At 70.7% G+C, this 16,953-nt stretch carries 14 protein-coding genes; 6 read left to right on the top strand and 8 right to left on the bottom strand.

The genetic code is table 11. The features are described from left to right. Positions 1-26 precede the first annotated feature (26 nt). Positions 27-1,289 (top strand): serine hydroxymethyltransferase, encoded by a 1,263-nt coding sequence (gene glyA, locus BCF44_RS24780; RefSeq protein WP_116176743.1) that lies wholly within the window; start codon positions 27-29, stop codon positions 1,287-1,289. 3 nt (positions 1,290-1,292) lie between these two features. Then, a complete protein-coding gene (gene recD2 / locus BCF44_RS24785) occupies positions 1,293-3,494 on the top strand; it encodes an SF1B family DNA helicase RecD2 (RefSeq protein WP_116176744.1) in 2,202 nt (733 codons plus the stop codon). Between the two features lie 89 nt (positions 3,495-3,583). Here the strand turns inward: recD2 and BCF44_RS24790 are convergent, their stop codons facing one another. Continuing rightward, complete coding sequence (locus tag BCF44_RS24790; protein WP_116176745.1) at positions 3,584-4,573, bottom strand: Rossmann-fold NAD(P)-binding domain-containing protein; 990 nt, start codon at positions 4,571-4,573, stop codon at positions 3,584-3,586. A gap of 83 nt (positions 4,574-4,656) precedes the next feature. On the opposite strand from BCF44_RS24790, the gene BCF44_RS56795 reads away from it, so the two are divergent. Next, positions 4,657-5,391, top strand: coding sequence for a hypothetical protein (locus tag BCF44_RS56795; protein WP_211353204.1), 735 nt, complete (start codon positions 4,657-4,659; stop codon positions 5,389-5,391). On the opposite strand, the gene BCF44_RS24800 is transcribed toward BCF44_RS56795, so the two are convergent. Beyond that, positions 5,375-6,583, bottom strand: coding sequence for a cytochrome P450 (locus tag BCF44_RS24800; RefSeq protein WP_116176746.1), 1,209 nt, complete (start codon positions 6,581-6,583; stop codon positions 5,375-5,377). The two genes, BCF44_RS56795 and BCF44_RS24800, sit on opposite strands and share 17 nt — an antisense overlap. A 128-nt stretch (positions 6,584-6,711) precedes the next feature. On the opposite strand from BCF44_RS24800, the gene BCF44_RS24805 reads away from it, so the two are divergent. Further along, positions 6,712-9,795, top strand: a complete 3,084-nt coding sequence (locus BCF44_RS24805; protein WP_116176747.1) for an ATP-binding protein — start codon at positions 6,712-6,714, stop codon at positions 9,793-9,795. Here the strand turns inward: BCF44_RS24805 and BCF44_RS24810 are convergent. Together BCF44_RS24810 and BCF44_RS24815 are read right to left on the bottom strand one after the other, a co-directional pair. Then, positions 9,779-10,522: an ABC transporter permease gene (locus BCF44_RS24810; RefSeq protein WP_116176748.1), complete on the bottom strand. Its 744-nt coding sequence runs from the start codon at positions 10,520-10,522 to the stop codon at positions 9,779-9,781. The genes BCF44_RS24805 and BCF44_RS24810 overlap by 17 nt on opposite strands. Beyond that, on the bottom strand, positions 10,519-11,451 hold the full coding sequence (locus tag BCF44_RS24815) for an ATP-binding cassette domain-containing protein (RefSeq protein WP_116176749.1): 933 nt from the start codon (positions 11,449-11,451) through the stop codon (positions 10,519-10,521). Before BCF44_RS24815 ends, BCF44_RS24810 begins: the two co-directional genes overlap by 4 nt. A gap of 104 nt (positions 11,452-11,555) precedes the next feature. Between BCF44_RS24815 and BCF44_RS24820 the strand changes: the two genes are divergently transcribed. Then, on the top strand, positions 11,556-12,419 hold the full coding sequence (locus BCF44_RS24820) for a hypothetical protein (RefSeq protein WP_116176750.1): 864 nt from the start codon (positions 11,556-11,558) through the stop codon (positions 12,417-12,419). On the opposite strand, the gene BCF44_RS24825 is transcribed toward BCF44_RS24820, so the two are convergent. The 3 genes from BCF44_RS24825 to BCF44_RS24835 form a co-directional block, all read right to left on the bottom strand. Then, positions 12,420-13,091 (bottom strand): SDR family NAD(P)-dependent oxidoreductase, encoded by a 672-nt coding sequence (locus BCF44_RS24825; RefSeq protein WP_116176751.1) that lies wholly within the window; start codon positions 13,089-13,091, stop codon positions 12,420-12,422. It abuts the gene before it with no gap. 140 nt (positions 13,092-13,231) lie between these two features. Beyond that, entirely contained in the window at positions 13,232-13,522 is a 291-nt protein-coding gene (locus tag BCF44_RS24830) for a hypothetical protein (RefSeq protein ID WP_116176752.1), read from the bottom strand. 41 nt (positions 13,523-13,563) lie between these two features. Next, a complete protein-coding gene (locus BCF44_RS24835) occupies positions 13,564-14,568 on the bottom strand; it encodes a LacI family DNA-binding transcriptional regulator (RefSeq protein WP_170217721.1) in 1,005 nt (334 codons plus the stop codon). Positions 14,569-14,648: 80 nt separating this feature from the next. Here BCF44_RS24835 and BCF44_RS24840 point away from each other — a divergent pair, with 80 nt between their 5' ends. Further along, positions 14,649-15,794, top strand: coding sequence for an adenosylhomocysteinase (locus BCF44_RS24840; RefSeq protein WP_116176754.1), 1,146 nt, complete (start codon positions 14,649-14,651; stop codon positions 15,792-15,794). Here BCF44_RS24840 and BCF44_RS24845 read toward each other — a convergent pair. After that, entirely contained in the window at positions 15,791-16,873 is a 1,083-nt protein-coding gene (locus tag BCF44_RS24845) for an aldo/keto reductase (protein WP_116176755.1), read from the bottom strand. The two genes, BCF44_RS24840 and BCF44_RS24845, sit on opposite strands and share 4 nt — an antisense overlap. Positions 16,874-16,953: the final 80 nt, after the last annotated feature.

Genomic DNA, 16,953 nt, shown 5'->3' on the forward strand with positions numbered 1-16,953 from the left:
AACCGCATTGACTCGGGAGTTTGACGATGCATCAGCCCGCACTCCACGCCCTGACCGCCACCGACCCCGAGCTGGCCGGACTGGTCGAGTCCGAGGCCAGGCGGCAGCACGACAAGATCCGCCTGATCGCCTCCGAGAACTACGTCTCCACCGCCGTGCTCGAGGCCACCGGCACCGTGCTGACCAACAAGTACTCCGAGGGCTACGCCGGCAAGCGCTACTACGAGGGCCAGCAGTTCATCGACCCGATCGAGCTGCTCGCCGTGCAGCGGGCCAAGGACGTGTTCGGCGTCGAGCACGCCAACGTGCAGCCGTACTCCGGCTCGCCGGCCAACCTGGCCATCTACCTGGCGTTCCTCAAGCCCGGTGAGACCGTGATGGGCATGGGCCTGCCGTCGGGCGGCCACCTGACCCACGGCTGGACCGTGTCGGCCACCGGCAAGTGGTTCAACGCCGTCCGCTACGGCGTGACCAAGGAGACCGGCCGCGTCGACATGGACGAGGTGCGCGACCTGGCGCTGGCCGAGCGGCCGAAGGTGATCTTCTGCGGCGGCACCGCGATCCCGCGCACCATCGACTTCCCGGCGTTCGCCGAGATCGCCCGCGAGGTCGGCGCCGTGCTGGCCGCGGACATCGCGCACATCGCCGGCCTGATCGCCGGCGGCGCGCACCCGTCGCCGGTCGGCCACGCCAACGTGATCTCCACGACCACGCACAAGACGCTGCGCGGCCCGCGCGGCGCGATGCTGATGTCCGACGCCGAGCACGCCTCCGCGCTGGACAAGGCCGTGTTCCCGGGCCTTCAGGGCGGCCCGCACAACCACACCACGGCCGGCATCGCGGTGGCGCTCAAGGAAGCCGGCACCGAGGACTTCCGGACGTACGCGCACAACGTGGTGGCCAACGCCAAGGCGCTGGCGGAGGCGTTGGCGGAGCGCGGTTTCGACCTGGTCTCCGGCGGCACCGACAACCACCTGCTGCTGATCGACCTGACGTCCAAGAACGTCGCCGGCAAGCCGGCGGCCAAGGCGCTGGACCGGGCCGGCATCGAGCTCAACTACAACACGGTGCCGTTCGACCCGCGTAAGCCGTTCGACCCCTCCGGCATCCGGCTGGGCACCGCCGCGATCACCACCCGCGGCCTCGGCGTCGAGCAGATGCCGCAGCTGGCGGCGTGGATCGACCGGGTCGTGACGGCCGCCGCCGACGGCGACGAGTCCGTGGTGGACGCCACCGCCGCCGAGATCGCCGAGCTGCTGGCGGGCTACCCGATGCCGGGCTGGGCCTGACCGATGACCGCCGACTCCCTCGGCTACGCGGTGGTCGAGGGGTCGCTCGAGCGGATCACCTACGCCAACGAGGAGACCGGGTACACCGTCGCCAAGGTCGACACCGGCCGCGGCGCCGGTGACCTGCTCACCGTCGTCGGATCGCTGCTGGGCGCGCAGCCGGGGGAGAGCCTCCGGCTGCGCGGCCGCTGGGGCAGCCATCCCCAGTACGGCAAGCAGTTCCTGGTCGACTCGTACAGCACCGTGCTGCCGGCGACCGTGCAGGGCATCCGCCGGTACCTGGGATCGGGGCTGGTCAAGGGCATCGGGCCGCGCATCGCGGACCGGATCGTGGAGCACTTCGGGCTGACCGCGCTGGACGTCATCGAGACCGATGTCGGGCGGCTGATCGAGGTGCCGGGGCTGGGCCCCAAGCGCACCAAGCTGATCGCCGGCGCCTGGGAGGAACAGAAGGCCATCAAGGAGGTCATGCTGTTCCTCCAGGAGGTCGGCGTGTCGACGTCGCTGGGGGTGCGGATCTACAAGACCTACCGGGACGACTCGATCCGGGTGGTCAAGGAGGAGCCGTACAAGCTGGCCGCGGACGTGTGGGGCATCGGCTTCAAGACCGCCGACACGCTGGCGCAGGCCGTCGGCATTCCGCACGACAGCCCGCAGCGGGTGAAGGCCGGCATCCAGTACACGCTGTCGCAGGCCTCCGACGACGGCAACTGCTTCCTGCCGCAGGACGAGCTGATCGCCAAGGCGGTGGAGATCCTGTCGGTCTCCAGTGTGCTGGTGACCGACTGCCTGCGCGAGCTCGTTGCTGAGGAAGGGGTTGTCCGGGAGGAGATCTTCGAGGGCGACCCGGCGGCGATCTACCTGGTTCCCTTCCACCGCGCGGAGATCTCGCTGGCGGGGCAGCTGACCCGGCTGCTGCGGTCCGATGTGGACAGAATGGACGCGTTCGGCTCGGTGGACTGGGACCGGGCGCTGGACTGGCTGCGGCGGTCGACCGGCACCACGTTGGCGCCCGAGCAGGAGCAGGCGGTCCGGTTGGCGCTGACCGAGAAGGTGGCGGTGCTGACCGGGGGGCCGGGCTGCGGCAAGAGTTTCACCGTGCGGTCGATCGTGATGCTGGCCAAGGCCAAGAACGCCAAGGTGATGCTGGCCGCGCCGACCGGGCGGGCGGCCAAGCGGCTGGCCGAGCTGACCGGCGTGGACGCCGCGACCGTGCACCGGATGCTGGAGCTCAAGCCCGGCGGCGACGCGGCGTACGACCGGGACCGGCCGCTGGACGTGGATCTGCTCGTCGTCGACGAGGTGTCGATGCTGGATCTGTTGCTGGCCAACAAGTTGCTCAAGGCGGTGCCGCCGGGGGCGCACGTGCTGCTGGTGGGCGACGTCGACCAGCTGCCCAGCGTCGGGGCCGGCGAGGTGCTGCGGGACCTGCTGGCGGCCGAGCCGGTGCCGCGGGTGCGGCTGACCCAGATCTTCCGGCAGGCGCAGCAGTCGGGCGTCGTCACCAATGCGCACCTGATCAACTCCGGGCGGCAGCCGGTGACGGACGGGCTGCCGGACTTCTTCCTGTTCGCCCAGGACGACACCGATGCCGTCGCTGCGCTGACGGTCGACGTGGTGGCCAACCGGATCCCGCGCAAGTTCGGCCTCGACCCGCGCCGGGACGTGCAGGTGTTGGCGCCCATGCACCGGGGTCCGGCCGGGGCCGGCGCGTTGAACACGCTGTTGCAGGAGGCCTTGACCCCGTCCAAGCCGTCACTGCCGGAACGGCGGTTCGGCGGGCGGATCTTTCGTGTCGGCGACAAGGTCACGCAGATCCGGAACAACTACGACAAGGGCGTGGCCGGCGTGTTCAACGGCACGGTCGGCGTGGTGACGGCGCTGTCGGTGGAGGAGCAGACGCTGACCGTGCGGACCGACGAGGACGAGGACGTCGACTACGAGTTCGGGGAGCTGGACGAGCTCGTGCACGCCTACGCCATCACCATCCACCGGTCGCAGGGCAGCGAATACCCGTGCGTGGTCATCCCGATCACCACCAGCGCCTGGATGATGCTCCAGCGCAACCTGCTCTACACCGCCGTCACCCGCGCCAAGAAGCTGGTGGTCCTCGTCGGCTCCCGGCGCGCCATCCAGCAGGCCGTCCGCACCCCCTCCACCGGCCGCCGCTACACCGCCCTAGCCCACCGCATCCGCGTGTCTTAACCCCGGCGAGTCGCGCTCTCGGACACCCCGAATGTAGGTTTCAGGCAGACCCCCGCGAGTCCCGCCCAGCGTCACACCGAAGTTCGGTTCTAGGCAGATTCCCAGGCCGCCAGCACCTTCTGCTCCTTCTCCTTCGAGATCCCGAACGGATGCGCGCCGGCCACGGCCCGGACTTCACCGCCCGAGCGCAGCCACTCCCACGTGTCCCGAACCGTCTCCGCGAACGGCCGGAGCCGCAACCCCGCCGCTTTAGCACTGGCGCCCGACACCGACCAGAATGCGCCGCCGCCGGGAATCCACAGCGGCAGCTCGGCCCAGGGCTGAACGCCTTGCGCCAGCAGGAATCCCTCGTCCATCCACATCGCTTCGGCATCAGAACCGGTGGCCCGCACGCAGTCGTCGAGCAGTCGGCCCATGGTGGTGTTCGGCCCGTCCGGCACGACGTTGTGCACGCCGCCCCGCCGCGCCTCGACCTGGTCCAGCACGAAGGCGGCGAGGTCGCGGGCGTCGATCAGTTGCAGGCCACGGCCGGGGTCACCGGGGGCGATGAACGGGCCGCCGACGGCGATTCTTCCCAGCCACCACGGCAGTTGCCCCACGTTGTCGTGCGGGCCGACGATCATGCCGGCGCGGGCGATCAGGCCCTGCGACCCGTACGTCTGCTCGACCGCCAGCTCGCACCCCCGCTTGCGCGGCCCGAGCGTGGTCAGGTCGGCGGGATCGCCGTCCTCGTCGGCCACGCCGGGCCACGTCGCCGCCGACTCGTCCGTCCCCGCGGCATCGAGTGCCCGGTAGACGGCCGTGGTCGAGACGAACGCGTAGAACGGCGCGTACTTCGCCCACGCGGTGCGCAGCACCTGGAGCGGCACCTGCCCGCTCGGGTCGACCACCGCGTCGAAGGTCCGGCCGGCGAGCACCCCCAGTTCGGTGGACCGGTCGCCCCGCAGCGCCTCGACGCCGGCCACGTCCGCGCCGGTCAGCCCGCGATTGACCGTCGTGACGAGGTGTCCCCGGCCAACGGCGTCCTCGACGATCGCCCGCCCGACGAACGACGTGCCACCGAATACCAACAGCCTCATGCGTCCTCCCCCTTGTTGACAACAGATGTTGTCGAGGCGGACCATGGTGGGAGTCGTAAACACTTGTTGTCAAGGAGTCGCCGGTGCGGGATCTGTCCAACGAGCAACGCGCCGATCTGGCCGCCGCCGTCGACCGGCTGGCCTCGTCGACGGCCGGGGAAACCGTGGGCCTGGAGGCCGACGGACGGCAGTTGTGGCTGGCCACGCTGACGTCGCTGCTCGCGATCCGGGACAGCGCCGAGCAGCTGGCGGCGTCCGCGGCGCTGTCGGCGGCCGAACACGGAGCCGACTACCCCGAGATCGGCGCCGCGGCCGGAATGACCAGGCAGGGGGCGCGGCGCAAGTGGCCCGGGCTGGCGGGGCTGGCCACCCAGGGGCAGCGGAAGCTCCTGTGGTGGCACGATCACCGCGACCAGTTCCTGGACTGCGCCACGGCGGTGCTGGACATCGCCCAGGACTCGCCGTGGCTGACGAACATGCGGACCCGGATGGAAAGCGCCGAGGTCGACGCGCTGCTGATCGACGCACACGCCGTGGCGATGAACGATCCCAGCGACGCCCGTGAGATCGGGCTGCTGGCCGCGCTCACCGCCGACGCGTACGCCGCCACCAACGGTGAACTGATCAACCGTGAGGCCAAGGCCTGTGCCACACCGGACTGTCCACAAAGGGCGGTGGTGGCGCTGTTCAGGACTGGTCACGATGTGGTGCCGGCCTGCCGGGACCATGCCGTGGAGGCACTCCGGCAGCCGGCTGTCCGCATCGTGGCCGCCTTCCAACCGGACGTGGCGCTGGAGATCTTCACGGAGTCCAGGTGACCGGCAGCTCGTGCACGCCGTAGATGTTCATGTCGGTCCGCAGCTTCACCTCGTCGGCGGGAACGGCCAGCCGCAGCGACGGGAACCGCCGCAGCAGCCCGTCGAAGCCGGCCCGCATCTCGATCCGCGCCAGCTGCTGGCCCAGGCACTGGTGCACGCCATGCCCGAACGACACGTGACCGCGCGCCTTGCGGTGGATGGCCAGGCGCTCCGGGTTCTCGAAACGCTCGGGGTCGCGGTTGGCGGCCAGCAGCGACACCACGACGGTGGATCCCGCAGCGATGGTCTCGCCGCCGAGTTCGAGGTCCTCGCTGGCGTAGCGGTAGAAGATGTCCGCCACGGACAGGTAGCGCATGAGCTCCTCGACGGCGTCGGGCATCAGCTCCGGGTCCGCGCGCAGCTCGGCCAGCTGGTCCGGGTTCTCCAACAGCGCGAAGGTGCCCAGCGACAGCATGTTGGCGGTGGTCTCGTGCCCGGCGAGCAGCAGCAGGAAGGCGATGCCGACCAGCTCCTCGATGCTCAGGTCCTCGTCACGGGCCAGGTCGGACAGGATGTCCTCGCCCGGCTCGGCCCGCTTGCCGATCACCAGCTGCGCCAGGTACGAGGTCATCGCCCCGTAGGCGCCCATCTTCTCCTCCACGGTCTGCTCCCGGACCAGGAACTGCGCGGAGTTGAGCTGGAAGGTGTCCCGGTCGGCGTAGGGCACGCCGAGCAGCTCGCAGATCACCAGCGACGGCACCGGCAGCGCGAAGTGCTTGACCAGGTCGACCGGCGGGGCCAGCCGAGCCAGCTCGTCCAGCTGCCGCTCGACGATCTCGGCGATGTGCTCCTCCAGCGCCCGCATCCGCTTCACGGTGAACGCGCCGATGAGCTTGCGCCGCAGCCGGCCGTGGTCCGGCGGGTCCATGGCGATGAACAGGCCCGGGATCTGCGGCGACGGCTCGGTCGCCACCGGCATACCGGGGGTCTCGTACGGCACGTGCACGACGCCGAGGTCCTGGCGCGAGCTGAACCGGGTGTCGGCCATCATCTGGCGCACCGCCTCGTAGCCGGTGACCAGCCAGCCCTGGTGGCCGTCGGGGAAGGCCAGCGGGCTGACCGGCCGGTCCGCGCGCAGCCGGGTGATGGCGCTGGGCGGCGCGAACGGGCCCGCGTCGCGATCCATCGGCAGGCCCTGAACGATGTCGGTCATCGGATTTCCTTCGGTCGCGGTGGTGTTGGTACGACCATCGCCGGGACGGCTGACACGCGGCTGTCACGGCCCTGACACCGGCTCCGAACCGGCCGCCCCGGCGGGCTGACCATGGCAAAATCGGCCCGGTGCAGATCGGGATACTGGGGCCGTTCGAGGTGCGTACGGACGACGGCGCGCCGGTCGACGTGCCGGGCGCCCGGCTGCGTGGGCTGCTGGCCGCCCTCGCGCTCGAACCGGGCCACGTCGTGTCGAAGACGGCGCTGATCGACTGGATCTGGGGTGAGAACCCGCCGTCGGACGCGGCGAATGCCTTGCAGCGCCTGGTTTCCCGGCTGCGGAAGGTGCTGCCGGTCGAGGGTCTGCCGACCGGCTACCGGCTGACGGTCGATCCCGACGCCGTCGACGCCGTCCGGTTCGAGCGGCTCATCGGCGACGCCGACGATCTGGGGCGGCTGCGTGCGGCCCTCGCTTTGTGGCGGGGCTCGGCCATGCAGGACGTCGGATTGCAGGACAGCGAGGCGTTCGACGCGGCGGTCACCCGGCTGGAGGGCCTGCGCCTGACCGCGATGGAGGACCGCTTCGACGCGGAGATCGGCCTCGGTCACGGGGCGAAGGTCGTCGGCGAGCTCACCGATCTGGTGGCCGCGAATCCGGTGCGCGAACGGCTGGTCGCCGCGCTGATGCGGGCGCTGGCCGCGGCCGGCCGCGGCAACGAGGCGCTGCTCGTGTACCAGCGGACCAGGGAAACCCTGGCCGACACGCTGGGTGTCGACCCCTCGCCGGAACTGTCCGAACTGCACGTCGCGTTGCTGCGGGGCGAGCTCGGGCGGCGGGAGGAGACCCGGCGGACCAACCTGCGCGCCGAGCTGACCAGCTACGTCGGCAAGGACGACGACGTCGCCACGGTCCGCGGTCTCGTCGCCGAGCACCGGCTCACCACGCTGATCGGCCCCGGCGGCGCGGGAAAGACCAGGCTGGCCACGGAAACCGTACGCACGATGCTCGACGACCTGCCCGACGGGGCCTGGGTGATCGAGCTCGCGGCCATCAGCGCCGACGGCGATGTGGCGCAGGCGACACTCGGCGCGCTGAAGTTGCGCGACGCGCTGCTGGGCGACGCCCCGGACGCGGAGCCGACGGACCGGGTCATCGCCGCCCTGCGCGAGCGCGAGGCGCTGCTGATCCTGGACAACTGCGAGCACGTGATCGAGCCGGCGGCGGAGTTCGCGCACCGGGTGCTCGGCGAGTGCCGGCGGCTGCGGATCCTTGCCACGAGCCGGGAACCGCTGGGCATCACCGGCGAGGCGCTGTGGCCGGTCGCGCCGCTGATGCTGCCGTTGGAGGACGCCGATCCAGCCGAGATCGAGGCCGTGCCGGCCGTCCGGCTGCTCCGGGACCGAGCCGCCGCCGTGCGCAAGGACTTCGTCGCTGACGCCCGCACCATGGCGCGGGTCTGCCGTGCGCTGGACGGGATGCCGCTCGCGATCGAGCTCGCGGCGGCCCGGCTGCGCACCATGTCCTTGGAGCAGCTGGCCAATCGGCTCGACGACCGGTTCCGCCTGCTGACCGGCGGCAGCCGCACCTCGCTGCCGCGGCACCGCACGTTGCGCGCGGTGATCGACTGGAGCTGGGAGCTGCTCAGCGACGACGAACGGATCGTGCTGCGCCGGCTGTCGGCGTTCGCCGGCGGCGCGAGCCTGGAGGCGGCCGAGCGGGTGTGCGACGCCGACGACGTGCTCGAGCTGTTGACGGCCTTGACCGAGAAATCGCTGGTGGTCACCTACGGCGACGACGCTCCGCGGTACCGGATGCTCGGCACCATCAAGGAATACGCGCAGCAGCGGCTGGCCGAGGCGGGCGAGGAGGAGCTGACGCGCCGGGCGCATCTCGCGTACTTCACGGAGCTTGCCGAGACCGCCGAGCCACATCTCCGCCGCGCCCAGCAGCTGGAATGGCTTGCGGTGCTTGAGTCCGAGCACGACAACATCGGCGCCGCCATGCGCGGCGCGCTCGCCGCCGGCGAGGCCGAGCCGGCGATGCGGCTCGCCGCGGCCGCCGGCTGGTATTGGTGGCTCGGCGGCCACAAGGCCGAGGGCAACGAGCTGATCATGGCGGCGGTGGCGCTGCCGGGCGAGGTCCCCGACGAGATCGTGGCCGTGGTCTACGCCTACGTCACGATGTTCGTGGTGTCCGGCCGGAGCGACCAGTTCGAGGCGCAGGAATGGATCCGCAAGGCTTCTGATGTCGGCCGGCGCGTCCAGAGCCGCCATCCCGCGCCGAGAGTCGTGCCGTCGCTGATCCGGCTGCTGGAACCGGATGGGGCCCTGACCGCGTGGGAACCGTTGCTGGTCGACGAGGATCCGTGGGTGCGGGCCCTCGGCCGGCTGCACTCCGGCAAGATCAGGATCCTGCTCGGCGACGGCGGGCGGGATGCGGACGCATACCTGGAGCAGGCGCTCGACGAGTTCCGCGCGATCGGCGAGCGGTGGGGAATCTCCTTCGCCCTCAACGAGTTGGCCCATCGCATCGCCATGCGCGGCGACTTCGCCGGCGCGTGTGCGTACTACGAGCAGGCGATCGCGGTCGTCACGGAGACCGGAGCCTTCGAGGACATCGTGTCATGGCGGGCGGAACAGGCCCAGTTCTCCTGGCTGGCCGGCGATCCGGAGTCGAGCGCGGCCGCCATGGCCGAGGCGCAGCGGTACGCGGAACGCGTCGCCTGGCCGGACGCGTTGGCCGAACTTGCGCTGGCCAAGGCGGAGCTCGCGCGGTGGGGCGGCGACAACGAGCAGGCGCGGCGGCACCTCGACGTCGCGACGAAGGTGTTGGGGGCCAAGGCGGAGCAGGGAAACTCGCGGTCGGTGATCGAGGAGCTGCTGGGCTACCTGGCCGAGGACCTGGACGAGGCCCGTGCGCACCATGCCGCGGCGCTGGAGGCCGCGTCCCGGGCCGGCAACTCCGTCCAGATCGCCCGGGTGCTCGTGGGCATCGCCGATCTGGCGCTGCGCCGCGACCAGCACGAGCAGGCCGCGCGGCTGCTCGCGGCCAGCGCCGCCGTGCGCGGGCTGCCGGATCTCTCCCAGCCGGACGTGGCCCGGATCGGGCAGGCGACGCGAAATCGCCTCGGTGACACGAAGTTCACCGAGGCGACTGGCGAGGGGGAGCGGGCGGCCTGGCCCGAGCTGGTGGCGGTCACGCTCGCTTCTTGAACGTCGAGGACGCCCAGAGGTAGCCGACCAGCGCGATCCCCACGCACCAGGCCAGGGCGGCGATCACGTCGCTCGTGGCCGGGGCGCCGTTGAGCAGGCCGCGCAGCGTCTCGATGATCGGCGTGAACGGCTGGTACTCGGCGAACTGCCGGACGCCCTGCCCCATCTTGTCCGCCGGCACGATCGCGCTGCTGAAGAACGGCAGCATGACCAGCGGCACCGAGGCCAGGCCGGCGGTCTCCGGGGACTTCGCCGCCAGGCCGAGGGCGACCGTGAACCAGCCCGTCGTGAAACCCAGCAGCGCCACCATGCCGATCACGGCGAGCCAGTCGAGCGGACTCGCCGCCGGGTGGAAGCCCAGCAGGAACGCGACGCCCACGATTGCCGCCATGGCAACTAGATTCGTGAGCAGGCTGGCGACGACGTGCCCGGTCAGCACCGCGTCGCGGGACACGTCCATCACCTTGAAGCGGTTGATGATGCCCTTGGTCATGTCGGAATTCACTGCTGTGGCAACGGATCCCAGGCCGTAGCAGACGGCCAGCAGCAGCATGCCCGGGGTGGCGTAGTCGACGTAGTCGACGCCCACGTTGAACGCGCCGCCCAGGAGGTAGACGAACATCAGCATGACCACGACCGGCATCAGGACCGCGTTGAACACCGAGGTGGGATTCCGGGCGATGTGCTTGAAGTTGCGGCGCAGCATCACCGTCGAGTGGGACTTCATTTCGCGAGCACCTCCGTGGTGTGGCCGGTCAGGGCCAGGAAGACGTCATCGAGATCGGGCGTGTGGACGGCGAACCCGTCCGCGTCGAGCGAGTGCTCGTCGAGGCGGTCCAGCAGGCCCCGCAACGACTTCGTGCCGCCGTCGCTGGGCACCCGCAGCGTCAGGGCCTCGTCGTCGCGCGTGCTGCCGGCGATGATCCGAGCGGCCGAGTCGAGGTCCGCGGCGGTGGCGAAGCGGAGCCGGACGTGTGTGCCGGGGATGCGGCGCTTGAGCTCGTCCGGCGTGCCCTGAGCGACCAGGCGGCCCTGGTCCAGCACCGCGATCCGGTCCGCGAGCTGGTCGGCCTCCTCCAGGTACTGGGTGGTGAGGAAGATCGTCACGCCGTCGGAGACCAGGTCGCGGATGATCGTCCACATGGTGCGGCGGCTGCGCGGGTCCAGGCCGGTGGTCGGCTCGTCGAGGAAGATGATCCGCGGCTTGCCGACCAGCGTCATCGCCAGGTCGAGCTTGCGGCGCATGCCCCCGGAGTAGGTGGACGCCGGCTTGCGCGCCGCGTCGACCAGGTCGAACCGTTCGAGCAGCTCCTCGACGCTGCGCTTGCCGGCCTTCCGGTTCAGGTCGACCATCAGCTGCAGGTTCTCGCGGCCCGTCAGCAGTTCGTCCACCGCCGCGAACTGGCCGGTGACGCCGATCGCCGCCCGTACCGCGTTGGGGTTGGTCGCCACGTCGTGCCCCGCGACGCGGACGGCGCCGCCATCGGCCGTGATCAACGTGGTGAGCACGTTCACCGTGGTCGTCTTGCCGGCCCCGTTCGGGCCGAGCAGGGAGAACACCGTGCCGGCGGCGACGTTCAGGTCGATGCCGTCGAGCACCGTCTTGTCCTTGTAGGCCTTCCGCAACCCGGAGGCCGTGATCGCTGGCTCTGTCATGGGAACCACTGTCAGCGGGGCGGCTGACACGGCCCTGACACGGCGCCGCCACGGTGTCCGAATCCTTCAATACGGCGCGGGCGCGGCCGTGGCAGGGTGCATGTATGACCTTCGACCTCGGCCGCGCCACATCGTTCATGGCGGCCCACGCGCGCATCCTCGACCGCCGGCGATTCGCTTCGGACAGTGCCGGTGTGCTGGCGGCGGTCGACGCGTACTGCAATGCGGACGGCGGTTACGGGTGGGGTCTCGAACCCGATCTCCGCGCGCCCGAGAGCCAACCCGGCGGTGCGCTGCACGCGTTGGAGGCGATCGCGGACGCTTCGGCTTCACCCCACACCGTCGCCCTGCTCGACTGGCTCCTCTCGATCACCCTGGACGACGGCGGGTTGCCGTTCGCGCTGCCCGTCGCCGATCCCACCGCGTGCGCACCGTTCTGGGTTCAGGCCGACCCGCACACGTCCTCGTTGCAGATCACCGCAGCCGTTGCCGCCCAGGCGCATCGGGTTGCTCGCCGGGACGAGCGCGCGAGGAATCACCCTTGGCTCGCGACAGCGACGAAGTACTGCTTCGGGGCGATCCAGGACATGAACGAGCCCCCGTTCGCGTATGTCCTGTCGTTCGCCCTCCAGCTCCTCGACGCCGCCACGGACACCCATCCCGAGGCGCACGAGCTGCTGCGTCACCTCGGCCGCTTCGTGCCCGCGGACGGGGCGATGCCCGTCGTCGGCGGTGCCGAGGGCGAAACGCTGCACCTGCTCGACTTCGCGCCCGAACCCGGCCGTCCGGTGCGCGGTCTGCTCGATCCGGACGCCGTCGTCGCCGACCTCGACCGTGTCGCGAACGGCCAACAACCCGACGGCGGCTGGGCCGTCGACTTCTCCAGCTACTCCCCGGCGGCCGCAATGGAATGGCGGGGTTACGCGACTGTCCGCGCCGTCACGACGCTCCGCTTGAACGGCCGCTGATCACCACGGGACCGTCTTGCCGTAGCGGTCCAGGAACTGGAGGCCGTCCGCGCCGGCCTGGGCCTCGAGGACGTCGACCACCAGCGGCATGGTCTCGTCCGGGTCGAGCGGGGCGTCCGGGCCGCCCAGCCGGGTCCGGTTGTGGCCCGGGTCGATGAGCAGCTTCGTGTGGCCGTCGTCGGCGTGGCGCGTGGCGTAGCTGCGCATCAGCTGGTTGAGGGCGGCCTTGCTCGCCTTGTACAGCTCGTAGCCCGGCTCGGTGTTGCCGGCGATGCTGCCCTGCTCGGACGACATGACCGCCACGGTTCCGCCCGGTGCGACCAGTCCGCGCAGGGCTTCCAGCGTCCTCAACGGGCTCAGCGCGTTGGTGATCATCACCTCGGTGAACATGTCGGTCGGGACCTCCGTGATCGGCAGGTCGCCCTGGTCGATCGCGGCGTTGACGAACAACAGGTCCAGCCGACGGTCGGCCAGCCGCTCGGCTAACCCGGCCAGCTCTGCCGGGCTGGTCATGTCCAGAGATTCGACCGTCAGTCGCTCCTTCCCGGGCAGCACGGTGCCCCGGGTCGTGGCGGTGACGTGCCAGCCCCGTCGGAGGAACTCGTCGGTGAGGGCGAGACCCAGCCCTCGGGAGGCTCCGACGATCAGGGCGTGGCGGGCAGTGGCGGACACAGTGACTCCTTCGCTGTCTAGACGCAACGTTGCGTCTAGACAGTGACTCCTTCGCTGTCTAGACGCAACGTTGCGTCTAGACAGTAGCGTAGAGCGTGCCGCTGGCCCGCGGGAATTGTCGGTGGTTGCTTGTTGGCCGCTCACCGCTCCCGGAACAGGACCTCGATGTGCATGATCCGGTCGTGGACGACGTCGATGTTGAGCATGCCTTCCTCGGGCAGCAGTGCGATCATGCGGTGGCCGTAGCCGTAAGGGGTGCCGGGCGGGTGTTCGGCGGTGTAGATGCTCCGGCAGAAATCGTCCCCACAGTCGCAATAGGCGACGAGCGGGACGAACAGCACGGAGACGGCCAGGGAGAATTCGCCCTCGGCCCGCAGTAGCTCGGCCAGTTCGGCGATGAGTTCGGGATGGGCGTCGCGGACAAGCGTCACGGCGAGGGAGGGTAAGCGCGAAAGACGGCCGCAGACAGCGATTATCGGGCCCGGGCGGTGGAGTCGCGGATGGTGAGCGTGAGCGGAGCGGTGACCTGGGTGGGGTCGGCGCCGTTCATGTCGGCGAGCAGGGCCTGCACGGCGAGGCGGCCGAGCTCCTCGGCGGGGATGGCGACGGAGGTGGCCTCGGGGGAGAGGTAGCGGGCGAGGTCGACGTCGTTGAAGCCGACGAGGGAAAGCTGGGTGGGAACGGCGATGTCGAGCCGGGCGCAGGCTCGGTAGAGGGCGGCGACGAGGATGTCGTCGTCGCAGAAGAGCGCGGTCACGTCGGTGCGGCGCAGGAATTCGACGGCGCGGAGGGTGGCCTCGTCGATGTCGAACGGGGAGCGGTAGCGCCAGTCGGGGCGCAGGCGGATGCCGTGACGCGCCAGCTCGCTGGTGAGGAACTGCTCGCGCAGCTGGAAGGTGCGCCGGTGCATGTCGGCCTGGGCATGCCCGATGCGCCGGTGGCCGAGGTCGTGCAGATGCGTGACGACGGCGCGCATGGCGGCGGGGATGTCGATGTCGACGGCGGACCGACCGGCGGGGTCGGGGCATTCGACGAAGACGACGTTGTCGACGTCCTCGGCCAGCCGCGAGGTGACGGCGACGGGCTCGGCGTAGACTACGGCGCCGGCGAACATGCCGATCTTGCTCATCTCGACGAGCCGGTCGGCCCAGTCCCGGTCGGACACGGTGTCGACGAGCAGCACGGCCATGTCGGCGTCGCGGGCGGCCTGCTCCGCCCCGAGCAGCACCCGCCCGAAGTACGGGTTGCGCACGTCGGGCACGGCGAGCGCGAGCACCTGCGGCCGGCCGCCGCGAAGGACTCGGGCGGGCCCGCTGGGCACGTAGCCGAGGGCGGCGGCGGTCTGCTCGACCAGCGCGCGGGTGCGGTCGGAGACCCGACCGGCGGCCCGGCCGGAGAACACCAGCGACACGGTCGTCTGCGAGACGCCGGCCGCGCGGGCGACATCGACGCTGGTCACGGACCTGCGCCTGGTCACGCGTGTCCTCCCTTGACGGCTCGTCCCCGGCGCGGCTAGCTTGCCACGTACTACGTAGTACCCACGGTGAGGACTCGCCAATGACGACGGCTACCCGGATCGACTGGACGCGTGAGCACTGCCGGCTGCTGCGGGCGATCCGCGACGAATTCGCCCGGACCCGACCGTTCGAGGGCAAGACGATCGGCACCGGCATCCACATCGAGGCCAAGACGGTCGCGCTGCTGACGACGCTGCGCGCCGGCGGCGCGCAGGTGGTGGCGACGGGCAACCTGAACTCCACGCAGCCGGCGGCGGTCGGAGCGCTGTGGGCCGAGGGTGTCACGGTGATCGGCGAGCCGACGAAGGACCAGGACGAGCACCGCGAATACCAGCGGCAGGTGCTGGCGGCGCGGCCCGACCTGATCCTCGACAACGGCGGCGACCTGTTCGCGCAGTACCTCGACGACCCGTACCCGGGGCTGCTCGGCGGCACCGAGGAGACCACCTCGGGCCGGATGCGCCTGGCGCCGCTGCGCGACCGGCTCAACCTGCCGGTGCTGGTGATCAACGACAGCCCGATCAAGCAGTTCGCCGAGAACGAGCGCGCGGTCGGGCAGAGCACGCTGGAATCGTTCCTACGCATGACGAATCGCGCCACCACCGGCGAACGCGTGACGGTGTTCGGCTACGGCGCGTGCGGCCGCGGCGTGGCGGACAACTTCCGCGGTGCGCACGCGAAGGTCACCGTGGTCGAGGCCGATCCCGTCACGCGGCTGCGCGCGCACCTGGACGGCTTCGAGACCCCGTCCCGCGACAAGGCCATCGCCGGCGCGAACTTGATCATCACCGTCACCGGTGCACGGGACGTGCTCACCGCGGCGGACCTGCCGCTGCTGCGGGACGGCGTGATCCTGGCCAATGCCGGGCACTTCCCGTTCGAGATCGAAGCTGCCGGTCTGCTCGAAGCAGCCGGGGCGGTCCAGGAGTACGAGGACGACCTCGCGACCCTGGAGCTGGCGGACGGCCGCCGGATCCATCTGCTGGCCCGCGGGCACATGTTCAACCTCGCCGGCCCGCGGGCCCTGGGCAACTCCATCGAGTCGATGGATCTCGGATTCGCCTTGCAGACCAGGTGTCTGGCGGCCGTCGCCACCGGCCGGGTCGACGCGGCCAGCTGTGTCGTGCCGGTGCCGGCCGACATCGACGCGGCGGTGGCAAACGCCTACCTGGACGACCGGTACTAGTAGCGGACGTCGGTGGCGAGCAGCGGCGGGTACACCGTGGACTCCTCACCGTCCACAGTGGTCCCGGCGAACTGGAGCATCGCCCGCTGCGCGCCGTGCATCGGTGCCGGGTAGTCGAGCACCGGCGCGGAAACCTCGTCCAGCACACGGAGCTGCTCGGGCGACAATTCGATCCGCAGCCCGGCGAGGTTGTCGACGAGGTGCTCCACCCGCCGCGCGCCGACGATCGGCACCACGGTGCCCTGACGGGCGCGAAGCCAGGCCAGCGACACGGCGCCGGAGGTGGTCTCCAGTTCACGGGCGATGCCGGCGACGGCCTCGATGACGTCGAACTCCTCCTCGGTGGGACCGCCGACGTAGGCGACGCGTTCGGAGTCGGACACCATCGCGCCCCGGCTGTACTTCCCCGACAGGAAGCCGTTCTTCAGCGGGCTCCACGGGGTCAGCGCCATGCCCTGGTCCAGCGCGAGCGGCGCGAGCTCGCCCTCGACGGTCCGCGCCAGCAGCGAGTACTCGACCTGCAACGCGATGATCGGCGTCCAGCCTCGCAGCAGCGCGGTGGTCTGCGCCTGGGCGGTCACCCATGCGGGCGTGTTCGAGAAGCCGACGTACCGGATCTTGCCGGCGCGCACCAGGTCGTCCAGCGTGCGCAGGGTCTCCTCGATCGGCGTGTTGCGGTCCCAGTTGTGCAGCCAGTACAGGTCCAGGTAGTCGGTGTTCAGCCGGCGCAGGCTCTCGTGCAGCTGGGCGATGATCGACGCCCGGCCGGCGCCGCCGCCGTTGGGGTCGCCGGGAAACATGTTGCCGAAGAACTTCGACGCCAGCACCACGTGCTGGCGGCGGCCCGGCCGCGCGGCGAAGTAGTCGCCGAGGATCTTCTCCGAGTGCCCGTTGCTGTAGAAGTTGGCGGTGTCGATGAAGTTCCCGCCCAGGTCGAGGTAGGCGGACAGGATCTTCTCGGACTCCTCGACGTCGCAGCCGGCGGAGCCGGGGTCGGCGCCGAAGGTCATCGCGCCGAGCGCGAACGGGCTGACCCGCAGCCCGGAGCGGCCGAGGGTGACGTAGTGGTCGAGCGGCATGTGAACGGCTCCCCGATGACTGGTTTCGTTGACCTCTTCATCGAACCTCGCGACCCGGCGCCGGCGGTAGAAAGATCCAG

Source organism: Kutzneria buriramensis (assembly GCF_003387475.1).
Taxonomy (GTDB): Bacteria; Actinomycetota; Actinomycetes; order Mycobacteriales; family Pseudonocardiaceae; genus Kutzneria; species Kutzneria buriramensis.